This window comes from Flavobacterium erigeronis (assembly GCF_054075165.1).
Genome location: NZ_JBSKGP010000009.1, coordinates 96911 through 120942, shown reverse-complemented (window position 1 = coordinate 120942; position 24032 = coordinate 96911). Strand labels below are relative to the sequence as shown.

The 24032-nt window shown below is 32.2% G+C and carries 21 protein-coding genes; 1 reads left to right on the top strand and 20 read right to left on the bottom strand.

Annotated elements, in window-relative coordinates; all coding sequences use genetic code 11:
• Window positions 1-124: 124 nt before the first annotated feature.
• The 12 genes from ACWA1F_RS17845 to ACWA1F_RS17790 form a co-directional block, all read right to left on the bottom strand.
• On the bottom strand, window positions 125-1189 hold the full coding sequence (locus ACWA1F_RS17845; protein WP_456895586.1) for a Wzz/FepE/Etk N-terminal domain-containing protein: 1065 nt from the start codon (window positions 1187-1189) through the stop codon (window positions 125-127).
• A gap of 7 nt (window positions 1190-1196) precedes the next feature.
• Window positions 1197-3692: an SLBB domain-containing protein gene (locus ACWA1F_RS17840; protein WP_456895584.1), complete on the bottom strand. Its 2496-nt coding sequence runs from the start codon at window positions 3690-3692 to the stop codon at window positions 1197-1199.
• Between the two features lie 45 nt (window positions 3693-3737).
• Window positions 3738-4784, bottom strand: coding sequence for a dTDP-glucose 4,6-dehydratase (rfbB, locus tag ACWA1F_RS17835; RefSeq protein WP_456895582.1), 1047 nt, complete (start codon window positions 4782-4784; stop codon window positions 3738-3740).
• A gap of 11 nt (window positions 4785-4795) precedes the next feature.
• On the bottom strand, window positions 4796-5803 hold the full coding sequence (locus tag ACWA1F_RS17830) for a mannose-1-phosphate guanylyltransferase (RefSeq protein WP_456895580.1): 1008 nt from the start codon (window positions 5801-5803) through the stop codon (window positions 4796-4798).
• A 30-nt stretch (window positions 5804-5833) separates the two neighbouring features.
• Window positions 5834-7123, bottom strand: coding sequence for a nucleotide sugar dehydrogenase (locus ACWA1F_RS17825; RefSeq protein WP_456895578.1), 1290 nt, complete (start codon window positions 7121-7123; stop codon window positions 5834-5836).
• Between the two features lie 285 nt (window positions 7124-7408).
• A complete protein-coding gene (locus ACWA1F_RS17820) occupies window positions 7409-7873 on the bottom strand; it encodes a UpxY family transcription antiterminator (RefSeq protein ID WP_456895576.1) in 465 nt (154 codons plus the stop codon).
• A 35-nt stretch (window positions 7874-7908) separates the two neighbouring features.
• Window positions 7909-9300: a UDP-glucose 6-dehydrogenase gene (locus ACWA1F_RS17815; protein WP_456895574.1), complete on the bottom strand. Its 1392-nt coding sequence runs from the start codon at window positions 9298-9300 to the stop codon at window positions 7909-7911.
• Window positions 9301-9327: 27 nt separating this feature from the next.
• Window positions 9328-10311: an SDR family oxidoreductase gene (locus tag ACWA1F_RS17810; protein WP_456895572.1), complete on the bottom strand. Its 984-nt coding sequence runs from the start codon at window positions 10309-10311 to the stop codon at window positions 9328-9330.
• A gap of 10 nt (window positions 10312-10321) precedes the next feature.
• Entirely contained in the window at window positions 10322-12769 is a 2448-nt protein-coding gene (locus tag ACWA1F_RS17805) for a polysaccharide biosynthesis tyrosine autokinase (RefSeq protein WP_456895570.1), read from the bottom strand.
• A 15-nt stretch (window positions 12770-12784) separates the two neighbouring features.
• Window positions 12785-13576, bottom strand: a complete 792-nt coding sequence (locus ACWA1F_RS17800; RefSeq protein ID WP_456895568.1) for a polysaccharide biosynthesis/export family protein — start codon at window positions 13574-13576, stop codon at window positions 12785-12787.
• Window positions 13577-13646: 70 nt separating this feature from the next.
• Window positions 13647-14267 (bottom strand): recombination mediator RecR, encoded by a 621-nt coding sequence (recR, locus tag ACWA1F_RS17795; RefSeq protein WP_456895566.1) that lies wholly within the window; start codon window positions 14265-14267, stop codon window positions 13647-13649.
• A 164-nt stretch (window positions 14268-14431) separates the two neighbouring features.
• On the bottom strand, window positions 14432-14797 hold the full coding sequence (locus ACWA1F_RS17790; RefSeq protein ID WP_306158133.1) for a CoA-binding protein: 366 nt from the start codon (window positions 14795-14797) through the stop codon (window positions 14432-14434).
• A 152-nt stretch (window positions 14798-14949) separates the two neighbouring features.
• Between ACWA1F_RS17790 and ACWA1F_RS17785 the strand changes: the two genes are divergently transcribed.
• On the top strand, window positions 14950-15576 hold the full coding sequence (locus tag ACWA1F_RS17785) for a MarC family NAAT transporter (RefSeq protein ID WP_095931487.1): 627 nt from the start codon (window positions 14950-14952) through the stop codon (window positions 15574-15576).
• A gap of 82 nt (window positions 15577-15658) precedes the next feature.
• Here the strand turns inward: ACWA1F_RS17785 and ctlX are convergent, their stop codons facing one another.
• The 8 genes from ctlX to rpsD form a co-directional block, all read right to left on the bottom strand.
• Window positions 15659-16594 (bottom strand): citrulline utilization hydrolase CtlX, encoded by a 936-nt coding sequence (gene ctlX, locus ACWA1F_RS17780; RefSeq protein WP_456895563.1) that lies wholly within the window; start codon window positions 16592-16594, stop codon window positions 15659-15661.
• 80 nt (window positions 16595-16674) lie between these two features.
• Window positions 16675-17589, bottom strand: a complete 915-nt coding sequence (locus tag ACWA1F_RS17775) for a dimethylarginine dimethylaminohydrolase family protein (protein WP_456895561.1) — start codon at window positions 17587-17589, stop codon at window positions 16675-16677.
• 62 nt (window positions 17590-17651) lie between these two features.
• Window positions 17652-18929 carry a citrate synthase gene (locus ACWA1F_RS17770; protein ID WP_456895559.1) on the bottom strand — a complete coding sequence of 426 codons (1278 nt, stop codon included), beginning with the start codon at window positions 18927-18929 and terminating at the stop codon, window positions 17652-17654.
• A gap of 153 nt (window positions 18930-19082) precedes the next feature.
• Window positions 19083-20375 carry a phosphopyruvate hydratase gene (gene eno, locus ACWA1F_RS17765; protein WP_456895557.1) on the bottom strand — a complete coding sequence of 431 codons (1293 nt, stop codon included), beginning with the start codon at window positions 20373-20375 and terminating at the stop codon, window positions 19083-19085.
• Window positions 20376-20487: 112 nt separating this feature from the next.
• Window positions 20488-21597, bottom strand: coding sequence for a glutamine-hydrolyzing carbamoyl-phosphate synthase small subunit (carA, locus tag ACWA1F_RS17760; protein ID WP_456895555.1), 1110 nt, complete (start codon window positions 21595-21597; stop codon window positions 20488-20490).
• A gap of 248 nt (window positions 21598-21845) precedes the next feature.
• The gene (gene rplQ, locus ACWA1F_RS17755) at window positions 21846-22337 is read right to left on the bottom strand and encodes a 50S ribosomal protein L17 (RefSeq protein ID WP_306158148.1); all 492 of its coding nucleotides are present in this window, start codon (window positions 22335-22337) and stop codon (window positions 21846-21848) included.
• A 63-nt stretch (window positions 22338-22400) separates the two neighbouring features.
• Window positions 22401-23393 carry a DNA-directed RNA polymerase subunit alpha gene (locus tag ACWA1F_RS17750; protein ID WP_008464329.1) on the bottom strand — a complete coding sequence of 331 codons (993 nt, stop codon included), beginning with the start codon at window positions 23391-23393 and terminating at the stop codon, window positions 22401-22403.
• Window positions 23394-23414: 21 nt separating this feature from the next.
• The gene (gene rpsD, locus ACWA1F_RS17745; protein WP_008464326.1) at window positions 23415-24020 is read right to left on the bottom strand and encodes a 30S ribosomal protein S4; all 606 of its coding nucleotides are present in this window, start codon (window positions 24018-24020) and stop codon (window positions 23415-23417) included.
• Window positions 24021-24032: the final 12 nt, after the last annotated feature.

The window sequence follows — 24032 nt, the reverse complement described above, 5'->3', positions numbered from 1 at the left end:
CACAGAAAAACTATATTACAACTATTTCTATGTGGTAAAGTCAATATAAAATTAAAATTTTATGCTTTTCTTTCTAATTCCTGAAGTTAGAAGTATAATTTTTCATCATTTTTAAGACCAAAAATTATTTAATTAGATCTCTAAAAATTTTCGTAGTTAGCAAATAGAACAATATTAAAAACACTCCTATAAAACCGCCCATTACAATACCTTTTGCTTTCCCAAAACGCTCCTTTGGCAATGGTAAAATAGGTCTGTCAATAACTTGAATTAACGGAGTTTCTTTACGTAATGTAACTTTAGCTAATTCTGATTGCTTAACCAGTTCTGTTAATATAGCAGTATTCGCCTGAACATCAACCTGTCGTCTTGAAGATACCGACCTACGTACATTCATTGCTGGATTTAGATTAAAAGTATTATCAGTGGCTACCGCTACACCTGTAATAGCTCCATTTAGCTCTTTCCGAATTGAATCGACTTGACGCTCTAAGATATCCATATTCATTCTAGCTTTCTTACTTTTTGTTGTCACATAAAACATTCCAACTTGTTTAGCCAAAGCTTCACAAAAATATTTTGCAAACAACTCATCTCCTGACATTACATCAATACTTGTTATTGCTATTTTTTTATCTTTCTGACCAACTGATAATCCTCCTTTTAATAAATTTGAATAGATACTCCCTATTATACTATCTTGTACGCGGGTAAACCTTTCTCTATCTGAATTCGGCAAAAATTTAATTGACTCCAATTTTGGTTTATCCGACCAGCTCTCCCTCCATTTATTATTTTGGATAAACATCTCTGCTAAAGAAATTACTTTTCCGTTAACCTTAACTGGAGTAAGCAATGTTTTCTCAACCATTGATCTTGATTTGAATAACTCAGTCAAATTTGAACCAGCAAAAATACCTCCTCCACTTCCTCCAATATCTAAACCAAATGAACTAGCAAAGCCCAGTGCTCCACCCAGACCTCCTGATTTTTCATCCTCTAATGCAAATGTTAACGTTGCAGTATAAACAGGCTTTTTAGTAAATGAGTATAATAAACCTAGAGATCCACCTATTATTCCAGCCAAAACTATAACTTTCCAATGTGACAATAAATACAGATACCAATCTCTTAATTTTTGTATTAAATCTTTTAATGATACTTCATCATTTTCAATATTTGCATTCATCAAATGTCTATTTAAAAGCAGTTACAATTAATAATGCTAAGCTAGCAAATGCTGTTCCAAGACCAGCCCATTCCCCCGCACTCATCTTTTTCTTTTCAGGCTTCTCAGGTACAACAATCTGTGAATCTGGTTCTACTCTTGGATAAGATCTAAAAAATAAAAATGAACTTGTTACGGCTGCTTTTCCATTGGGATAAATTATATAAGCCTTTCTCTTCCACCCTTTATTATCTACACCTCCAACAGAATTAATGTAATATTTAAATCCTTTTCCATTTCTATATGGAATTTCGGACGTAAGCAAAACGTTGCCTGTAACTTTTACCCCTTCGTTATACACTGCAACCTCAATTTCATCTCCAGGAAATAAGGTAACATTAGAATAATGATTTTTGTCTTTTACAATTTTTTCCCAATTCACAGGAATAGTCGTATATTTTAGTTCGTCTCTTAATTTTTTTGATAATTTAGATTTAAGTGTATCATTAGTTTTAAGATCTGATTCTTCTATAATTCCTTCTTTTTTTTCTGAAGTTTCTTTCTTTTCCAAGTTAAGATTTATGCTTTCTAATTGCTCAATCTGTTCCTCTTTGACTGGTCGTTTAATCTTCATCCCATCTAAATTTGCTATAGATGTAAGTCCTCCAGCTCTCATTACTACATTGTAAACTTTTTCTTTCTTATTTGCTAGAACATATTTTCCTGGATAGGTAACTGCTCCACTTACTTTAACCATCTCTGGTTTCTCATAAACTGCCATTCTACGAATATTAATAACATCAAAAGGTCTTAAAACAAAGTTTTTAATCTGCTCGTTATTATCTGCGGTTATCTCCAACTCAACCAATTCTATACGTTTAGGATCCGCATCATCAATAGCATCAGATTTAATCATTCTAGCAATTTCAACTCTTTTTGAAGCAGAACCTGTTAATCCACCTACTTGAACTACTAAATCATTTAAAGTAAGATTTTCGAAATACTCATATACTCCAGGATTTTTTACCTCTCCATCAATAGTAACTTTATATTCTTCTCTAAAATCTAGAATAGAATATACTGTAACTATATCTTCTCTTTTTAGTTCAATATCAGCATTTAAATCACCCGACAATGCAGCGCCTAAATCTACATTAACAATTTGTGTTGTCAAATCTGTTTTTAAACGGATAATTCTTGCTCGTTTGCTATATGCGTCTTCTTTTAAACCTTCTGCTCTTGTGATAAGATCTGAAATTCTCATCCCTTCAGTAAAAGAATAATAATCTGGTCTAAAAACTGCTCCCTCTATTTTAATTCTATTTTCAAAACGATTTAAAATTTTGGTAATTCTGAAAACATCTCCAGATTGAGCTTGGTAAGACTTATATTCACTTTCATTAATATCGTGAACCTTAAATTCTTTTCCTGTTTTCTGGATAACATTTACAGATGCCGTATAAGCAAATTCATTAAATCCGGAAGCAAAATTCAATAAATCTGAAAATGACTCTCCTTTTTTCATTTCGAAAATACCTGGACGTTTTACTTCGCCTTCAACTGTAACTCTTTGACTATACGAAGGAATTCTAATTACGTCATTTTCTTTTAAAGCAACATTATCTGATTGGTCTCCTTTAACTAAAAATCTATAAATATCAATATTCTTGTAAACTTTATTGTTTCTTATCAATTCAATATTTCTATAGCTTCCATTTTTCCCAGGACCACCTGCCAAATGTAATGCATTGTAAACAGTTGCTAACGAAGATATTGAATAATTTCCTGGCTGCTTTCCACCAACAATTGTTACTTTAATAGTGCGTATCTTTCCTAGACTAACGCTTACCTGAGATTGTCCAGAAAGAACGGTGCTATAGACTCTGGCAATAGCTGCTTTTATTTTTTGCGTCGCTGCTTCGATAGACATACCAGAAACAGAGATTTGTCCCACATAGTCAATATTTATCTTCCCCTCTACACTTACAGGTATGTTGGCATTATATTCTTGAACTCCATAAACACTAACTTGTAATTCATCTCCAGGGCCAAGAACATAGTTCATAGGAGTAGCCAAATTTAAATCAGGCTCAAAATTTAAAGTGGGATTATCAAATAGTTCCGAACCAAAAATTAGTGCATTTAAAGAATCTTTTACTTTCTCATTTTTTATTTCACTTTGTTTCCTTCCAAATTCTGAAGTTTTTTCTCCGTTTTTTGATTTTCCCTCTTTACTTTTATCTTTTCCTCCATCTTTTGCATTTTTTCTTTCATAATCATTAAGCTTAACCTTAAGCTTGTTAAACTCAGTTTGACTCATCCCCTTTGAAAGCACCATTGATTCAACCTGATCAATAGTGGCATTATTACTTTTTAGCTGAGCACTAATTTTTGCTAAATCATAATCAGATAAGTAATCAACTTTTAATGTACTTAAATCTTTAGATTTCATAATATCTTGTGCTGTTGCATTAAAGGTAATGAATGCAAAAAACAGGGTAAGAACGTATATTATTTTTTTCATGTTTATGAGAAAATTATTTAAAAGAAATTTATTAATTATTTTCCTTTATGAGTATTGTTTTTGATAATAATCTTTGTACGCCCCTGAAGTAACATTTTGAAGCCATTCTTGATTATTCAAGTACCAGCTGATAGTTTTTTCTAATCCTACCTCAAAAGTAAGAGAAGGTTTCCACCCTAATTCTTTATTTATTTTTGAAGCATCGATCGCATAACGTAAATCATGACCTGGTCTATCTTTAACATAAGTAATAAGCTTTTCAGATGTACCAGCCTCTCTATCTAATTTACTATCCATTATTCTGCATAGTAACTTCACAAGATCTATGTTTTTCCATTCGTTAAACCCACCAATATTATACGTTTCATGATTTTTTCCTTCATGAAAAACTAAATCTATTGCAATAGCATGATCTTCAACAAAAAGCCAATCACGAGTATAATTACCATCTCCATAAACTGGTAATGGTTTATTATTTATAATATTATTAATGAAAAGCGGAATTAGTTTTTCTGGAAAATGATATGATCCATAATTATTTGAGCAGTTGGTCAAAACATAAGGCAAACCATAAGTCTCTCCGTAAGCTCTAACAAAATGATCAGAACTTGCTTTTGAAGCTGAATATGGAGAGTTTGGATCGTAAGGAGTGGTTTCTGTAAAAAGTCCTTCTGCACCTAGTGATCCATAAACTTCATCTGTACTAATATGATAAAATCTTTTACCCTCAAAATTTCCTTTCCATTGATTTTTTGCTGCATTCAATAAATTCATAGTTCCTATAACATTGGTTTTTACAAAAGCCAAAGGATCTTCAATTGAACGGTCAACATGTGATTCTGCTGCCAAATGTAGAACTCCATCAAAATTATGATCTGAAAAAAGTTCATTAATAAAACTCTCATCAACTATATCTCCTTTTACAAATGTGTAATTTGGTTTATTTTCAATGTCTTTGATATTTTCCAAATTCCCAGCGTAGGTCAAGGCATCTAAATTAAAAATTTGGTATTCTGAATATCTATTTACAAAACGTCTCACTACATGTGAACCTATAAAACCAGCGCCTCCGGTGATAAGAATTTTTTTCATTTTCAATTTTTCTAATTTAGTAACTCAGATTTTTGTTTTTCTAATTCACTATAAATATCTTTTACATCTTGTGAATTTTCTTTTTGTAAAATTAAATTAGCAGTGTCTGTATAAACAAAAATAGTATTTTTTAAACCTAAAAATGTTGTATGCTTATCACAACCTATAACCATATTCCCATTAGAATCTGTTGAATGTCCTTTTGAATTTAAATAATCATATACAGATTCAAAAGATCCTAAATCTGACCATGAGAAAGAAGCCGGAACTACTTTTATCTTTTTACTACGCTCCATTACTGCGTAATCAATACTTATAGATGGTATTTCAATTGATAAATTCAAATCTAAAAAGCCATCTTTATTTGTTTCCCAAACTTTTTTTGATTTCTCATAGACCTCTGGCTGAAATTGTTTCAATTCATCTAAAAGTACACTTGCTTTAAAACAAAACATTCCACTATTCCATAGGAAATTTCCTTTTGCAATAAACTCTTTTGCCGTAGTCTCATTAGGTTTTTCACGGAAAGAAATAACATTATCTCCTTCTGCTTCAATATAACCATAACCAGTTTCTGGTTTAGTTGGAATTACACCGAAAGTTACAATAAATCCCTCTTCAGCTTTTGATACGGCTTCATTTATTGCTTGATTATAATTCTCCATTTGATCGATGATGTGATCAGAAGGAGTAATAATTAAGACATCGTCTGGTTCAGAGGCAAACGCTGCAAAAGCAATTGCGGCAGCAGTATTTCTTGGTGTAGCTTCAATAATATTTAGATATGAAGTACTTGTTTTTTCCATTACTTTACCACTTAGCTGATGATTATCTACATTTCCAACAACCATAACCTTATTTGCTAAATGACTATTTCGTTCAACAGTCATTTCAAACAAAGATTTACCTTCGAATATTTCTAGATATTGTTTTGGTCTACTTTTTCTAGAAAGTGGCCATAATCTACTACCAACTCCTCCTGTAAGGATAACATGTGTAATATTTTTATTTGAATTCATAGTGTTTTAAATAAAAAAAGAAGCTAAAATCTAAAGCCTATTATCAGCTAAAGATCCTAAAACTCCTTTTACGTCATAAATTAAACTTTTTCCCTTCTGTAATTTTGAAAAATCTAAATCTAGAAATTCTGCATGCGAAACTCCTAGAACTATAGCGTCAAATTTATTATTGGGAATAGAGTCTAATGTTACTAAATTATATTCTTTTTTTACATCCTGCACATCTGCTAGTGGATCAAATACTGTTACTATGATTCCATAATCTTTTAATGCTTTAACGACATCAACTATTTTGGTATTTCTAACATCAGGGCAATTTTCCTTGAAAGTAATTCCAAGCATCAACAACTCAGCTCCATTAACCGAAATTCCTTTTTTAATCATCAACTTCACTATTTGTGAAGCTACATATTCGCCCATACTATCATTTAAGCGTCTTCCAGCTAAAATTATTTCAGGATGATAACCGAACTCTTGGGCTCTTTGTGCTAGGTAATATGGATCTACACCAATACAGTGTCCACCGACAAGTCCCGGTTTAAATGGTAAAAAATTCCATTTTGTTGATGCTGCTTCCAAAACTTGCTGAGTATCGATATTCATTAAATTGAATATTTTAGCCAATTCGTTTACAAAAGCAATATTAATATCTCGCTGCGAATTTTCAATTACTTTAGCTGCTTCTGCAACTTTTATTGTCGGTGCTAAATGTGTTCCTGCTGTGATTACAGATTTATACAAAGCATCTACTTTCAATCCAATTTCTGGAGTTGATCCTGAAGTTACTTTTAAAATCTTTTCTACAGTATGTTCTTTATCACCTGGATTTATTCTCTCTGGAGAATATCCAGCAAAAAAATCTTCATTAAATTTCAAGTTTGAAACCTGTTCGAGAACTGGCACGCATTGTTCTTCTGTTACCCCAGGATAAACAGTTGATTCATAAACAACGATATCATCCTTTTTTAAAACTTTACCAACAGTTTCACTAGATTTATAAAGAGGTGTTAAATCTGGTCTATTATTTTTATCAACTGGGGTAGGAACGGTAACAATATAATAATTACAGTCCGCAATATCATTTAACGATGTTGTGCAATAAAGTCCTTTGTTTTCATTTGGCTTATCTACCAAAACTTTTTGCAAAACATCATCTTCAACTTCTAAAGTTGTATCTGTTCCCGATTTTAAGGAATTAACTCTAGATTCGTTTATATCAAAACCAATAACTGGGTATTTTGTAGCAAATAATCGCGCTAAAGGTAACCCTACATAACCTAGGCCTATAACTGCAATTTTTACATTATTTTCCAACTCCATATTTTTTTAATTTAATCTGGTCACCAAAACTCACGGCTTCGCCGTTCTCAGTCACATAACTCTGACTCAGATACCTAAATTAATGATTTTCGCGCAAATATAGTATATTAAGTCTAGTAATTCAATACGGTTTCCCGTATTATACGGAAAACCTTAATTTGCACTAAAAATTAACATTTACAATCATCTACTAATCAGACCGTAAATAAATACTTTATAAAAAAAACAGAAGAAAAAAATTCCATAAAGATTTTTCCCTCTGCTATATTGCATGAAATTTCACAACTATTTATACTTTATTTTCAATACGCAACCCAAAGCCTCTAATACTAAAATATAGTAATTATTAGATACTTCCTGCACAATTGCATTCTGATTACTAAATGCGCCTGATTCTAATTTAATTTTATCTCCAACCTGAATGCCAGACACGGAAACTTCACTTAAATTCGGAGCTTTTAAACTTGTTTTAATAACTTCGATCTCCTGATCTTTTACGATTGCTGGCTTTCCTAACCAAAATAAGTATCTTACTACTCCTGCTGCTTGAAAAACCAAATTACGTTCTGAATCGGGTAATTGAACAAAAACATAGGAATTAAAAAGAGGAGTCTCAACTTTCTTTTTTCGGTCTGACCACTGTTTTACCTGAGTAATCATCGGGCAATAACATTCTATTCCCAACTGATTAAGCTTATCTGCAACTTTTTTTTCCCACTTCGGTTTTGTATAAACTACATACCAATTCATTCTCTCTCATTTATCATTATAAAATACAAAACAATTTATGATCCGATACCATTATAAACGAATCCGATTGACTCTAATTGTTTTGCATCTAAAATATTTCTTCCATCAAATACAAAAGCGGGCTTATGCATAGAATCGTAAATCTTTTTCCAATCGTAAGTTGCAAATTCATCCCACTCAGTTAAAATCGCAATTGCATGAGCATCTTTACAGGCTTCATAAGCATCCTCAAAAACATTTAAAGCTTTTATATTTTCTTCTTTTTCTCTTGTTTCTAAATAATCTAAATCGTTTAGCATTTTGTTTTTAGAAACTTTCGGATCAAAAACTGAGATTTTTGCCTGTTCGTTTATCAAGTCATCAGCAACATAAATTGCAGCAGATTCCCTAGTATCGTTTGTGTCTTTCTTGAAAGCCCAACCTAAAAAAGTAATTTTTTTATCGGCTACCGTATTGTATAATGTCTGAACAATTTTATTAGAAAATCTTCTTTTTTGATGATCATTCATTATAATTACCTGCTCCCAATAATCTGCAACTTCGTTCAATCCGTAAGATTTAGCAATATAAACTAAATTCAGAATGTCTTTTTGAAAACAAGAACCGCCAAATCCTACAGAAGCTTTTAAGAATTTAGGTCCAATTCTGCTATCCATTCCAATAGCTCTAGCCACTTCATTCACATCTGCTCCTGTTTTTTCGCAAAGCTCAGACATTGCATTAATTGAAGAAATACGCTGTGCCAAAAATGCGTTTGCTGTAAGTTTAGATAATTCTGACGACCAAACATTTGTTGTCAAGATTTGATCTTTATTTACCCAATTCGAATAAACTTCTACCAATGAATTAATAGCTTCTTCTCCTTCCGGAGTTGTGTCGCCACCAATTAAAATTCGATCTGGATTTAACAAATCTGATACTGCTGTTCCTTCTGCCAGAAATTCTGGATTAGATAAAATTTGGAACTGAACACCATTTCCTGTATTATCTAATATGCTTTTAATGGCTTCAGCAGTTCTCACTGGCAAAGTAGATTTTTCAACTACTATTTTATTTTGTTTTGCAACTCGCGCAATTTGTCTTGCACATAATTCGATATATTTCAGATCGGCTGCCATTCCTTTACCTTTTCCATAAGTCTTTGTTGGCGTATTTACGGAAATAAATATCATTTGAGCTTCGTCTATTGCTTTATCTACCTCTGTAGAAAAAAATAAATTTCTACCTCTTGCTTCAGCTACAATTTCAGAAAGTCCAGGTTCATATATCGGAATATTTTCTGGATTTGGATCATTCCAATCTGCTATTCTTTGTTCATTTAAATCAACAACTGTAACTTGAATATGTGGACATTTTTGAGCAATAACCGCCATTGTAGGCCCACCAACATATCCTGCACCAATGCAGCAAATTTTTGTAATTTTCATTTGATCTATTTTATCTTGATCTTAACTTTATTTTAAATTATTCCAATACCATTCAACAGCTTCCTTTAATCCATCTTGTAAAGAATATTTTGGATTGTAACCCAGATTCTGTTTTGCTTTTTCGATACTTGCAAGCGAATGCGGAATATCTCCCGCTCTATTTTCACCATATATAACGGGAACATCTTTTATTTTTGGATCAAACTCGGATAGATATTCTTTTAAATACTTAACTAAATCATTTAATGTATTTCTATCTCCGAATGCAGTATTATAAACTGAATTAACAGCTTCTGGATTTTGACAAGTCATTGCCAGCTCATTCATTTGAATGACATTATCTATATATGTAAAATCACGAGAGTAATTTCCATCGCCATTGATTACTGGACTTTCATGATTCATAAATTGCTTTACAAACTTAGGAATCACAGCCGCATAAGCTCCATTTGGATCTTGCTTTCTTCCAAAAACATTAAAATATCGAAGTCCAATTGTTTCTAATCCGTAAGTTTTGCTGAAAATTTCGGCATAGAGCTCATTCACATATTTAGTAATTGCATAAGGAGACAATGGCTTTCCGATAACTTCTTCTACTTTTGGCAATCCTTGAGAATCTCCATAAGTTGAAGAGCTTGCTGCATATACAAATCGTTTTACTTTAGCATCTCTCGCCGCCGTAAGCATATTTAAAAAACCAGAAATATTTACGTCATTTGTAGTAATCGGATCTTTTATGGATCTTGGAACAGAACCTAAAGCTGCTTGATGCAAAACATAATTTACATCTTCAACCGCTAAATTACAATCGGCCAAATTTCGAATATCTCCTTCTATTAGTTTAAAATCAGGATTGTCTAAAAAATCTTTTAAATTATGACGGTGACCTGTAGAAAAATTATCCAGACAAACTACTTTATGACCTAAACCTAAAAAATACTCAGTCAAATTTGAACCTATAAATCCAGCTCCTCCTGTAATTAAAATTGTATTTTTTATTTTACTTTCCATTTATCAAAATTTAGCTTTTTTTAATTCGATTTAAAAATGCTTTCCAAAATCCATTTTTAACTTCTTCTTCATGATAACCATTCGAATAAGCTCCGTAACCGTATCCGTAGCCATATCCACTACCATATTTGGCTTTATTTTCATAACCATTCAATACAATACTCACATTATTCAACTCTCCACGCTTAAGTCTGGTATTCAATAACGTTATCATATCTTTCTTAGTATAATTTTGCCTCACAATATATAGAGTTACATCTGCAAACTGAACCAATTCTAGCGAATCCGCCACTAAACCAACTGGTGGAGTATCCAAAACTATATAATCATATTTCTGTTTCAATTCGTCAATCAATTCTTTCATTGCATCACTCAAAATTAGCTCTGAAGGATTTGGAGGAATTGGTCCAGAAAGTATTACATCTAAATTTGGAACTGGTGTCGAATTAGTAATCTCTTCTAAGGTATTTTGTCTTATTAAATAATTGACAACTCCTAAAGGTGATTGTATTTGAAATTCATCTGCTAATCTTGGTTTTCTTAAATCCAAACCAACGATTACTGTTTTCTTTTCACTTAAAGCAAAAACCGTAGCTATGTTTATAGAGCAGAATGTTTTACCTTCTCCACTTATTGATGAAGTTATCATTAACGTTTTGGATCCGTTTACTTGCTGTTTTTTATACAAAAACTGAAGAGAAGAACGTATCCCTCTAAATGATTCCGAAAGAGCTGATTTTGGTTTTTCAAAAACCGCCATGCTACCTGAATCTTTATTAAGACCAACTACACCAAGCAATGGAATTTGAGTCAGTTTACTAATATCTTCACTATTCTGAATTGAATTATTAACAAAGAAAATCACTAAAACAAAAAGCAATGGAACCAGAATCCCTAAGAATAAAGCCATTATATAATTTACAGAAGTCTTAGGTCCTATTAATCCTCCGCCAATATCTTTTGCAGGATCAATAAAGTGAATATCTGATAAGTTAGACGCTCTTACTATTTCAGCTTCATTTCTTTTCTGAAGAAATTCTGTATAAATATTATCATTTAAATCATATTTTCTTTTGATTTTCAATAATTCTTGCTGTTCAGCAGGAAGTCTTTTAACAGTGCTTTCAGCCTGGCCAATTTTTGCGTTTACTAGAGATAAATCATATATTAAAGATGCTTTTGCTGTAACAATATTCTCTTGAAGAACATTTTTTACCGCAGCCATTTGATTATCAAAATCTTTAAATATTTTTTCACTTTTAACGGCATAAGCCATTTCTGATCTTTGAGTAGAAAGTGCTATCAACTTAGAAACATTTGCAACAATATTTGGGTCCTCAATTCCTGCAACAGAAGGTGCTGGCAATCTTGAATAATCGACGCTACTATTTAAATATGATTTTAATGAATTATAATATGCTATTTTTCTAGTTAATTGATCTTTTTGAACATCAAAATCCATTATTTTTTCTGAAACTTTAGAGCCTCCGTCTTCAATTTCATAGATATTTTTATCCTTTTGAAAAGATTTTAATTCATTACCCGTTTGCTTGAGCTGTGATTCCATTGCAACAAGAGTACTATCAATAAATCTAATAGTATTTGTAGCAAATTGGTTTTTGCCATCAAGCTGTATTTTAATAAGCATTTTTACAGTAGAATTCAAATAATCAACCATTCTGGTTTTATTTGTTCCCTGCATTGACAAAGTTAGTAGCGATCCACCGCTTTTTCCTGCATCTACATTTATTCCTCTATACCCAGATACGGTTCCATCAAAATCATTGAATCGAACAAAATATTCTTTTCCTTTATAGAAACCCGGATTATCTGTTATTTGAAGTTTCCAATTCAAAAATGGCAAGTTAACACGTTCTCCTACTTTATATTTTTTAATAAAAGTTACAGGCTGTACTGATGTATTACTATAAGAATTGTTACTATAAGTTATGAGCGAAACCGAATTATTTTCAAATGGAATTTGAATTTGATATTCGTTTTCACTTAAAAATTTTATACTAATTAGTGTATTTGCAAGCTGTCCTTTTGTTTTATCAATATCGATATAAAAAGGAACGGCTCCATAAGAATCTATTAAATTATATTTTCCTTGCTCTAAATAATCTATATAAAACTGAAGCTTATCGACCACCAATTCATTATGAGATCTTGACTGAAGAATTGTAGAAATACCATTTACCTGATCTGAAATTCCTCCCCAATTGAAAACCAAACTTGTATTTGAAGTAAAAAAAGGATTGCTTTCTTCCTTTATAGAAATCATGGTCTGCATTCCGTAAATTTTTTCTTTACGAATGTTTATCTGATAAGCAATTGTGAAAGTAATAATCAAACTGACAAGAAACCATTTCCAGTAACTTGCAATTTTTAACAGAAACCCTTTAAAATCAAAGTGAGAATGATTTTCAAAAATGGCAAAATCTTTAATGTCTAACATTTTAAAAACCTATTTTTATTTTATAATTAGGTAAACTGTTGTTGCTAAAGACAACAATGTAATTATTGTCCCTACAGATTGTATCCCTGTCTGTCCTGTTCCCCAAGTTTTTTGTTTCAATGGCTTTACATAGATATAATCATTTGGCTGTAAATAATAATATGGCGATTTCATTACGTTTACATCTGTCAGATCAATATTATGCATTTGAACCCCAGTAGGCGATTGACGAATTACGGTTACTTCTTTTCTATTACCAACTGTAGTAATATCTCCCGCATTTGCAACAGCTTCTAAAATGGTTACGTTATCTTTAAATAGTGTTTTTGTTCCAGTACTTGCAACTTCTCCATTTATAGTATATCTAAAACCAGCCAACTTAACGGTAACAAAAATATTGGCTTCGCTTTTAAAATATTCTTCAAGTAATTTTTTTTCAATTTTTACACGCACTTCTTCAAGAGTATACCCAATTACATTAATTTCCCCTAAAATTGGCATTCTAATATTCCCATGATCATCAACTGTAAATCCGTCAAAATATAAACCAGATTCACTTCTTCCTGCTTGTCCACTTTGATCTTCTGTGGTGTTGAAAATAGAAACTAATTTCGGATCAATTGCTTTTATAGTGACCTTTAAAATATCATTTACTTGTAATCGATATGGCTTTGATTCTACAGCCGCAATAGCTGTCTGTTCACCAGAATCATTTTTATCCTGAAGATAAACCAAATCTTTAATTGGAATACATGAGGTAAAAAATATTGAAATTAATAAGAATAGAAAAAAGCTTGTTTTCGTCATTCGTTCAATTTTATTGCAAATTCAGTCTTTCTTTAAAATTCAGAAAAACCTAACTTTATTTGGGGCTTAGTTAATTATTTTTAAATGTTTTTTCAAAAGGAACTCGGTGTAATATACTGCGCCCTAGTGTTATTTCGTCTGCATATTCTAATTCATCTCCAACTGATATTCCTCTCGCAATTGTTGAAATTATAATCTCCGAATCTGCAATTTGTTTATAGATATAAAAATTTGTTGTATCTCCCTCCATTGTTGAGCTTAATGCAAAAATAATCTCAGAGACATCTCCCGATTTTACTTTTGCAACCAAACTAGAAATATTTAGCTGATTTGGCCCAACTCCTTCAATGGGTGAAATTTTACCTCCAAGCACATGATATATCCCTTTAAACTGCCCAGTATTTTCTATAGCCATTACATCACGAATATCCTCTACAATACATATTGTTTCATGATTCCTAACTGGATTAGCACAGATTTCACAAATTTCAGTATCAGAAATATTATGGCAACTTTGACAAAACTTAATATCCTCACGCATATTTAATAATGCCTGAGACAAAAAACCAGTTTGCTCTTTCGGCTGTTTTAACAGATGAAGAACTAGTCGAAGAGCCGTACGCTTACCTATACCAGGTAATTGTGACATTTCGTTTACTGCTTTTTCAATTAATTTTGATGAAAATTCCATGACGACAAAAGTAATACTTTTAATGGTTCAGCCTACATTAAAGCCATTAAATTCAAGGCTTAACAATATTGAAAGATTATTATGAAATAAAACCTTTTTCAACACTTTAAACAATTTATCCCTATCGCTTTATTGTATTTTCTTTAAAACCTTTGCAATATTATTTAATATTGATTTGTAGCTAATAAAACCAATGTACAAGCCACTTCTTTCTCGATATTATTTAAATCCAACAATTGATACAATTCTGGGTTTTCAGTTCCTGGATTAAAAATTACCCTTTTAGGTTGCGCTTCAATTATATAATTATAATAATCTCTTTGACGAGCTGGATTTAAATACAAAGTAATAGTATCAATATTTTTTACTGGTATTGCTTTAGTTTGAATTTTTACTCCAGCAACTTCACCCGCTTTTTGACCAATTGCCAAAACAGAATGTCCTTTTCCAACCAACATATTAACGGCTCTATATGAATAACGTTCTGGATTTGTAGATGCTCCTATAACCAATGTTTTTTTACTTTTCATAGTTTTTATTTAGACTGCAAAAGTAATCAAAAAGAACGATTTAATTTTATGCCTTTGATTTAGAATCAATAACAAATAAAAATATTATCATAACATAATTTCATGTAAAAGCATCAAAAAATAACTACATTTACTTCACTAACCAATATAATATGGAATTATTTATTTACTTATTTGCCGCTTTATTTTCGGTACTAAACCCGATTGGAACCGTACCAATCTTTGTTGGATTAACCCAACATGACTCTCAAAAAGAAAGATCCCGAATTTCACTTTGGACAGCCATCAATGTTTTTATCATATTACTGGTTTCTTATTTTATTGGCCAATATGTTTTAACTTTTTTCGGAATCAGTATAGATGCCTTAAGAATTGCAGGCGGAATCGTAATCGTAAATTCTGGATTTTCTTTACTTTCTGGAAAATTCAACAAAAAACGAGGAATCAATAAAAAAATTGAAAATGAAGCACAGCACAGAAATGATATTGCACTCACCCCATTAGCAATACCAATGCTTGCTGGCCCTGGATCTATGTCTCTTTTAATTGCTTTTTATCAAGAACATCATGAAATAAACGAAATCATAATTTCGTCGCTAGCTATTCTTGCTATTGCTGTAGCTATTTTTGCCATTTTAAAAAGCGCACATTATCTTGCTAGAATTTTAGGAGCTTCTGGAATTGTTGCTATTTCTAGGATTGTCGGGTTTATTGTTATCTCAATTGGCATTCAATATATAGTAAGTGCCATTGTTAATATTATTAAAGGAAATTTTTAATATACATTAAAAGTTCTCCCAAAAAAGAAAGGGTTGGGATTTTTAATAAAATCTCAACCCTTTCTTTTTTATATATTTATTTTTAGCTTCTTGGCAAGAAAACTTCTGCCATCATACATCTCGCACTTCCTCCTCCGCAAGCTTCGATTGTATCCAAACTTGAACTTAAGATTTCTGCATGATTTTCTAATTGGGCAATTTGTTTTGGAGTCAAACTCTGATATGCAGATGCGCTCATTACAACGTATCTCTTATCATCTTCCCCAAGAACTTCCAACATATTTCCTGCAAAGTTATTTACCTGCGCTTCTGTTATTAAAATAATTTCTTTATTATCTGCTTTGAGATTGTCTAAAACCATTTTGCGTTCTTTCTTATCATCAATACAATCAGCGCAAATCACAGCAAAACTTTCACCTAAGCACATCATTACATTCGTATGATAAATTAGCTTGCGCTCTCCATCAACCGTTTGAAAAGCTTCAAAAATTACAGGAGCATAATCAAAATCTTCGCAGAATTCGATAAACAATTCCTCGTCAGCTCTTGGTGATAATGCACAGTATGCTTTTCCGTTGGCTCTATCTAACAATAAACTTCCCGTTCCTTCTAAGAAAATACCATCTTCTTCTGCAGAAGTGTAATCCATGATATTAGAAATTTCAAATCCTTTTTCTTCCAAGGTATCCAAAATATCTTCACGACGTTCCTGACGACGATTTTCTGCAAACATAGGATAAAGTACTACATCTCCATTTTCATGAAATGAAATCCAATTGTTTGGAAAAATACTATCAGGCGTATCTGTTTCTAATGTGTCTTCAATCACCGTAACATCAACTCCAACGGCTCTTAGTTTTTCAACAAAAGCATCAAATTCTTGTTGTGCTTTGACGTTAACCGTACTTGGCAAAAGTCCGTCTAATACTTTTTGATAGTAATTATTTACTGCTGTCTGCTCATTCATCCTGAAAGCAACCGGGCGAATCATTACGATTGAATTTGTTGTCTGCTTCATGTTATTTTGTTTCAGGTTTCAAGTTTCAGGTTTCACGTTAGAAAAACATGAAACCTGAAACTTGAAACAATTATTTTTTTTTAATCTCTAATTAATGGGAGCGTCGAACATCTCAACAATCCTTCTTGTTTCGCAATTTCCGCATACGGGATTTCTTCAACCGTAAAACCATTTTCACGAAGCCAGTTATTTAGTCTTGTAAAGTTTTTTTCAGAAACTACAATATTTTCATCAATAGAAAATACATTCGAAAACATATTATACATTTCGTTTCTTTCAATATGAAAAAGATTTTCTTTCCCGAAAAGATTTACTAAATACAAATAATCTGCTTCTTCACGGAAGCCTCTTTTGTAAATAATTCCTTTATCTTTTCCAACAGGCTGAAAACAGCAATCTAAGTGCAATGCATTATCACGTGCCTCCAATTTAGATTTCACCAAATCGAATTCTTTTACAATCTTATTTGGAAATAAAGATTTAATGTAATTTACACCATGCATGTTAGTTCTCGCAGTAATGTAATCTTTATAGTCGCTTCCTTTGTAAGTTCCAATAAAAATATGATCATTCCAAAGCATAACATCTCCTCCTTCTATATGAACTTCTTCTGGAGGTCGAACCACTTTTAATGGATCGATCTGATCAATCACATATTGAATAGCATCTAACTCACGTTCTCTATCTGGCAGAATATTCGATTTTACAAAAATATCATCAATTACAAACCCAATATCGCGAGCAAAAATCTGATTATAGCTTTCAATCATTTCCGGACGATAAACAGTTACATCATACTTTTTAAAAACAGCGTTAAAAGCATCCATTTCAGCAACCATATCTTTTTCTACAGGGTAAGTTCCTGTCTTAATATGTTCCAATGATTTAGGGTCATAAGCCTCTTCTATAGTTGGAGTTGGCCCATTATGAACAGCAGAACCCAGAACTACAGCACGAAGTCGAGACGTTTCGTTCTTTACATTTAATTGCAACATAACTTTATTATATTTTGAGCAAATATAAAAAAAGCTTCACAGTTAAGTGAAGCTTTCGTTTTTTATTTATTAGACTTAAACTCTCGTAAAGGATGTCCTGTATAAATTTGTCTTGGTCTACCAATTGGCTCTTTATTTTCACGCATTTCTTTCCATTGCGCAATCCAACCTGGTAATCTTCCAATTGCAAACATAACAGTAAACATATCTGTTGGAATTCCTAATGCTCTGTAGATAATTCCAGAGTAGAAATCAACGTTTGGATATAAGTTTCTTGCTTTGAAGTACTCATCTTCAAGAGCTGCTTTTTCTAATTTTCTTGCGATCTCTAAAATCGGATCTTCAACACCTAAAGTTTCTAAAACTTCTGTAGCTGCTTTTTTGATGATTTTAGCTCTAGGATCGAAGTTTTTATAAACTCTGTGTCCGAATCCCATTAAACGGAATGGATCATTTTTATCTTTTGCTTTCGCTAAGAATTTATCAGTATCTCCACCATCTTTATTAATTTCTTCAAGCATTTCTAGTACAGCTTGGTTAGCTCCACCATGAAGCGGTCCCCAAAGAGCAGAAACACCTGCAGAAACTGAAGCAAATAAACCAGCATGAGAAGAACCTACCATTCTAACTGTAGAAGTAGAACAGTTTTGTTCGTGATCTGCATGAAGAATGAACAATTTATCTAAAGCATTTACAATAACTGGATTTGCAGCGTAAGGCCCTGTAGGCAATTTAAACATTAATTGCATAAAGCTTTCTACATAACCTTTCGTGTTATCATAATAATTTAAAGGATAACCCATAGATTTTCTATAAGTCCATGTAGCGATTACAAGAAATTTTGCCATTGTTTTACAAATAGCCTCATACATTTCTTTTTCGTTATCAACATTTACCGCTTTTGGATTAAATGCTGTTAAAGCACTTGTTAAAGCAGATAGCACTCCCATTGGGTGAGCTGTTTTTGGGAAACCGTCAATGATATTTTTCATTTCTTCGTTTACCAAAGAATGTTTTTTAATACCATTTTCAAAGTCTTCTAATTGTTTAGCCGAAGGAAGTTCTCCAAAAATCAAAAGATAAGATACTTCCAAGAAACTAGCTTTTTCGGCAAGATCTTCGATTGAATATCCTCTGTAACGTAAGATTCCTTCTTCTCCGTCTAGGAAAGTGATTTCACTTGTACAAGATCCTGAATTTTTATATCCTGGATCAAGTGTAATATAACCTGTTAAATCACGTAATTTGTTGATATCGATAGCTGATTCGTTTTCGCTCCCCGTGATTACTGGAAGTTCAATCTTCTTACCATCTATTTCTAATGTAGCTATTTTTGACATAATATACTGGAAATAATTCTTTAAATAATAATTTATCAAATCTAATGAATTTAAGACTAATTAAAAAAAGAATACTGCTATGAATTTGTTAAAAGTCCAAAAAAAAACCATCTGCAAAAACAGATGGTTTCTTCCAATATATAATTTGTTCAATTATTTGATTTTAAAAGCATTTAAACCAGGAAAATAAGCAGTACTTCCTAATTCTTCTTCAATTCTCAATAATTGGTTGTATTTAGCCATACGATCTGAACGAGAAGCCGAACCAGTTTTAATTTGACCACAGTTTAAAGCTACAGCTAAATCTGCAATTGTATTATCTTCAGTTTCTCCAGAACGGTGAGACATTACAGACGTGTAACCAGCATTCTTAGCCATGTTTACAGCAGCAATAGTTTCAGTTAAAGTACCAATTTGGTTAACTTTTACCAAGATTGAGTTAGCAATTCCTTTTTGAATTCCAGTAGACAAACGCTCAACGTTAGTTACAAACAAATCGTCACCAACTAATTGTACTTTATCTCCGATTTTCTCAGTTAAAGCTTTCCATCCATCCCAGTCATCTTCATACATACCATCTTCGATAGAAATAATTGGATATTTAGCCGCTAGTTCAGCTAAATAATCAGCTTGCTCTTCAGAAGTTCTGATTTTTCCAGTTTCACCTTCAAATTTAGTATAATCGTATTTTCCGTTTACATAAAATTCAGAAGCAGCACAGTCAAGAGCAATCATAATTTCGTCACCGAAAGAATAACCAGCTTTTTCAACTGCCAATTTGATCGTATCTAAAGCGTCTTCAGTTCCACCAGCCAAGTTTGGAGCAAAACCTCCTTCGTCACCAACAGCAGTACTTAAACCTCTGTCGTGTAACACTTTTTTCAAGCTGTGAAAAATTTCAGTTCCCATTTGCATAGAATGTGTAAAAGAAGTTGCTTTTACAGGGAAAATCATAAATTCTTGGAACGCGATAGGCGCATCAGAGTGAGAACCGCCATTGATGATATTCATCATCGGAACTGGTAACGTATTAGCAGAAACACCACCTACGTATCTGTATAATGGCAAACCAAGTTCGTTAGCTGCAGCTTTTGCAGCAGCTAAAGAAACGCCTAAAATAGCATTAGCTCCTAATTTAGATTTATTTGGAGTTCCATCTAAATCAATCATTAATTGGTCAATTGTATTTTGTTCGAAAACAGAAGTTCCAACCAATTCTTCAGCAATAACAGTATTTACATTATTCACTGCGTTCAAAACACCTTTACCTAGATAAGCTTTACCTCCATCACGTAATTCAACAGCTTCGTGTTCTCCAGTTGATGCTCCAGATGGAACAGCAGCTCTACCTAAAACTCCATTTTCAGTTACTACATCTACTTCAATAGTAGGATTACCTCTAGAATCAAGAATTTGTCTTGCGTGAACTTTAATTATAATACTCATTATTTTTGTTTTTTATTAATAAATTATATTTTTTTTTTCGAAAGTATAAAAATATTTAATACTAAAAACTCATTTTAGTCATTAAGCACCTTTATTTATTAACTACATCGTTTTAGACTTTGCTAGTTTTTATATTCTCTACGAATTGATCAAATAAATAAGACGAATCGTGTGGTCCAGGACTAGCCTCTGGGTGGTATTGTACTGAAAAACAATTCTTATTTTTCATTCTCATACCTGCAACAGTATCATCATTCAAATGTATATGTGTAAGTTCTAATTCTGGATGACCTTCCAAGGCTTCTCTTTTAACAGCGAACCCGTGATTTTGAGAAGTGATTTCACCTTTACCTGTAAGAAGATTTTTTACCGGGTGATTGATTCCCCTGTGTCCTCCAAACATTTTATAAGTTTGAACCCCATTAGCCAAAGCTATAATTTGATGCCCTAAGCAAATTCCGAATAAAGGCTTATCTTCTGCTATAATTTTTTTAGCCACATCAATTACCCCATGCAACGGATCTGGATCTCCAGGACCATTTGACAAGAAAAATCCATCTGGATTAAATGAATTCAAATCCTCGTAAGTAGAATCGTAAGGAAAAACTTTGATGTAACAATCTCTCTTCGCAAAGTTTCTTAGTATATTTTTCTTAATCCCAAGATCAAGCGCAGAAATTTTATAAGTCGCATTCTCATCTCCAACAAAATAAGGTTCAGTTGTTGAAACTTTTGAAGCTAATTCTAAACCTTCCATGTTTGGAACATTCGCTAATTCTTTTTTCAAATCTTCAATTGAAGTACCGTCTGTACAAATTACCGCATTCATTGCACCATTATCACGAATATAGCTTACCAATGCTCTTGTATCAACATCAGAAATGCAAATCAAATTCTGTTTTGCAAAATAATCTTCCAAACTTCCAGAAGCACCTACTCTTGAATAATTAAAACTAAAATTTTTACAAACTAAACCAGCAATTTTCACGCTGTCTGATTCAACTTCTAAATCATTTATACCATAATTCCCAATATGTGGATTTGTAGTAACCATAATTTGACCAAAATACGAAGGATCTGTAAAAATTTCTTGGTATCCTGTCATTCCAGTATTAAAACAAACTTCACCAAAAGTTTTACCGCTAATTCCGATAGATTTTCCGTGAAAGATTGTTCCGTCACTAAGTAATAAAATGGCGCTTTGTCGTGTTGTGTATTTCATTATTTAATTTGTATTGTTTTTTTAATCAAGTTATAAAACCAAAATAAACGGTTTTAAGTATAATTAGATATTTTGCAAATTTACTTCTTTAAAATAGCCCCTCCAAGATTTTTTAAAACTTTCAATCGTAAAAATAAAACCGATCATTTTAAATAAGTTACATTTTTACAGCTTTAAAAAAATCAAAAAAAAAGGATAAACTAAAAATTAGTTTATCCTTTAATATTATAGAATGATTACTCTCATAATTATTCAGAAGCTTCAGTAGTCGTTTCTGTTTCAGCAGCAGGAGCTTCTGGAGCAGCAGTTTCAGCTTTTTTAGCTTTACCACCACGACGGCTTTTAGCTTTTTTAACTTCTTTTTTACCTCCGTTGTAAAGTTCATTGAAGTCAACAAGTTCGATCATCGCCATATCAGCGTTATCTCCCAAACGATTTCCAACTTTAATGATACGAGTGTATCCTCCTGGACGGTCACCAACTTTAGCAGCTACATCTCTGAACAAATCAGTTACTGCATATTTGCTACGTAAGTAAGCAAAAACAATACGACGATTGTGAGTCGTATCCTCTTTTGACTTTGTGATTAAAGGCTCAACAAATTGTTTAAGCGCTTTAGCTTTAGCAACAGTAGTGTTAATACGTTTGTGCTCAATAAGAGAACAAGCCATATTAGCCAACATAGCTTTTCTATGTCCAGTCTGTCTGCTTAAGTGATTGATTTTTTTTCCGTGTCTCATGACGTGTTTTTTAAAACCTTCATCTTGCTACTATCCTCTTTGGAGAGCAAAATACGAAGTGGTTTATTCTTTATCTAATTTGTATTTAGCTAAATCCATTCCGAAAGTTAAATTCTTAACTGCAACAAGTTCATCAAGTTCAGTTAAAGATTTTTTACCGAAATTACGGAATTTCATTAGGTCATTTTTATTGAACGATACTAAATCACCAAGTGTATCAACTTCAGCCGCTTTCAAGCAATTTAATGCTCTCACAGATAAATCCATATCAACAAGCTTAGTTTTAAGCAATTGTCTCATATGCAATGACTCTTCATCATACGATTCTGTTTGTGCAATTTCGTCAGCCTCAAGTGTAATTCTTTCATCAGAGAACAACATGAAATGGTGAATTAAAACTTTAGCAGCTTCAGTAAGAGCATCTTTTGGATTAATAGATCCATCAGTTTTGATTTCAAAAACTAATTTTTCGTAATCTGTTTTTTGCTCTACACGGAAATTTTCGATTGCATATTTTACATTTTTTACCGGAGTAAAAATAGAATCTGTAAAAATCGTTCCAATTGCAGCATTCTGTTTTTTGTTCTCTTCAGCAGGAACGTATCCTCTACCTTTTTCGATTGTTAAATCGAAGTTCAATTTGATTTTAGAATCTAAATTACAGATAACAAGGTCTGGATTCAAAACTTGAAAACCTGAAATAAATTTCTGGAAATCACCTGCTGTCAATTGGTCTTTACCTGAAACAGAAATAGTAACTGATTCATTATCGATATCTTCAATCTGACGTTTGAAACGTACTTGTTTAAGATTAAGGATAATTTCTGTAACGTCCTCAACAACACCTGAAATAGTAGAAAACTCATGATCTACACCTTCGATACGAACAGATGTAATTGCATAACCTTCTAACGCTGAAAGCAAAACTCTTCTAAGTGCATTACCAACTGTCAATCCGTAACCAGGTTCTAAAGGTCTAAACTCAAATTTACCTTCAAAATCGGTTGAATCGATCATGATAACTTTATCGGGCTTTTGAAAATTAAATATTGCCATAAATTTCGACTAAGTCAATTATTATTTGTTGTACAACTCTACGATTAATTGTTCTTTAATGTTTTCTGGAATCTGAAGTCTTGCAGGTACAGAAACGAAAGTTCCTTCTTTAAGATCATTATTCCAAGTAATCCATTCATAAACATGACTTGAATTTGATAAAGAACGTTCGATAGCTTCTAAAGATTTAGATTTTTCACGAACTGCAACTTTATCACCAGGCTTAAGGTGGTAAGAAGGAATATTAACAACCTCTCCATTTACAGTAATATGTCTGTGAGAAACGATTTGACGCGCACCTCTTCTAGATGGAGCAATTCCCATTCTAAAAACAACATTATCTAATCTTGCTTCGCATAATTGTAATAAAACTTCACCAGTTACTCCTTTAGTCGCTGATGCTTTTTCGAATAAATTTCTGAATTGTTTTTCTAAAATTCCGTAAGAATATTTAGCTTTTTGCTTTTCCATTAACTGAACAGCGTACTCAGATTTTTTTCCTCTTTTTTTAGCCATCCCGTGTTGTCCAGGTGGGTAATTTCTTTTTTCGAAAGATTTATCATCTCCGAAGATTGCCTCGCCAAATTTACGAGCGATTTTGGTTTTAGGACCAGTATATCTTGCCATTTTAAAAAAAAT

Bases quoted from the DNA above. Each gene is read 5' to 3' on its own strand.
- rpsD (WP_008464326.1), bottom strand. From the start codon at position 24,020: ATGGCAAGATATACTGGTCCTAAAACCAAAATCGCTCGTAAATTTGGC.
- ACWA1F_RS17845 (WP_456895586.1), bottom strand. From the start codon at position 1,189: ATGAATGCAAATATTGAAAATGATGAAGTATCATTAAAAGATTTAATA.
- ACWA1F_RS17810 (WP_456895572.1), bottom strand. From the start codon at position 10,311: ATGGAAAGTAAAATAAAAAATACAATTTTAATTACAGGAGGAGCTGGA.
- ACWA1F_RS17785 (WP_095931487.1), top strand. From the start codon at position 14,950: ATGGAATTATTTATTTACTTATTTGCCGCTTTATTTTCGGTACTAAAC.
- ACWA1F_RS17770 (WP_456895559.1), bottom strand. From the start codon at position 18,929: ATGTCAAAAATAGCTACATTAGAAATAGATGGTAAGAAGATTGAACTT.
- ACWA1F_RS17800 (WP_456895568.1), bottom strand. From the start codon at position 13,576: ATGACGAAAACAAGCTTTTTTCTATTCTTATTAATTTCAATATTTTTT.
- carA (WP_456895555.1), bottom strand. From the start codon at position 21,597: ATGAAATACACAACACGACAAAGCGCCATTTTATTACTTAGTGACGGA.
- ACWA1F_RS17840 (WP_456895584.1), bottom strand. From the start codon at position 3,692: ATGAAAAAAATAATATACGTTCTTACCCTGTTTTTTGCATTCATTACC.
- rplQ (WP_306158148.1), bottom strand. From the start codon at position 22,337: ATGAGACACGGAAAAAAAATCAATCACTTAAGCAGACAGACTGGACAT.
- ACWA1F_RS17820 (WP_456895576.1), bottom strand. From the start codon at position 7,873: ATGAATTGGTATGTAGTTTATACAAAACCGAAGTGGGAAAAAAAAGTT.
- ctlX (WP_456895563.1), bottom strand. From the start codon at position 16,594: ATGAAGCAGACAACAAATTCAATCGTAATGATTCGCCCGGTTGCTTTC.
- recR (WP_456895566.1), bottom strand. From the start codon at position 14,267: ATGGAATTTTCATCAAAATTAATTGAAAAAGCAGTAAACGAAATGTCA.
- ACWA1F_RS17775 (WP_456895561.1), bottom strand. From the start codon at position 17,589: ATGTTGCAATTAAATGTAAAGAACGAAACGTCTCGACTTCGTGCTGTA.
- ACWA1F_RS17750 (WP_008464329.1), bottom strand. From the start codon at position 23,393: ATGGCAATATTTAATTTTCAAAAGCCCGATAAAGTTATCATGATCGAT.
- eno (WP_456895557.1), bottom strand. From the start codon at position 20,375: ATGAGTATTATAATTAAAGTTCACGCAAGACAAATTCTTGATTCTAGA.
- ACWA1F_RS17790 (WP_306158133.1), bottom strand. From the start codon at position 14,797: ATGAAAAGTAAAAAAACATTGGTTATAGGAGCATCTACAAATCCAGAA.
- ACWA1F_RS17805 (WP_456895570.1), bottom strand. From the start codon at position 12,769: ATGTTAGACATTAAAGATTTTGCCATTTTTGAAAATCATTCTCACTTT.
- rfbB (WP_456895582.1), bottom strand. From the start codon at position 4,784: ATGAAAAAAATTCTTATCACCGGAGGCGCTGGTTTTATAGGTTCACAT.
- ACWA1F_RS17815 (WP_456895574.1), bottom strand. From the start codon at position 9,300: ATGAAAATTACAAAAATTTGCTGCATTGGTGCAGGATATGTTGGTGGG.
- ACWA1F_RS17830 (WP_456895580.1), bottom strand. From the start codon at position 5,803: ATGAATTCAAATAAAAATATTACACATGTTATCCTTACAGGAGGAGTT.
- ACWA1F_RS17825 (WP_456895578.1), bottom strand. From the start codon at position 7,123: ATGGAGTTGGAAAATAATGTAAAAATTGCAGTTATAGGCCTAGGTTAT.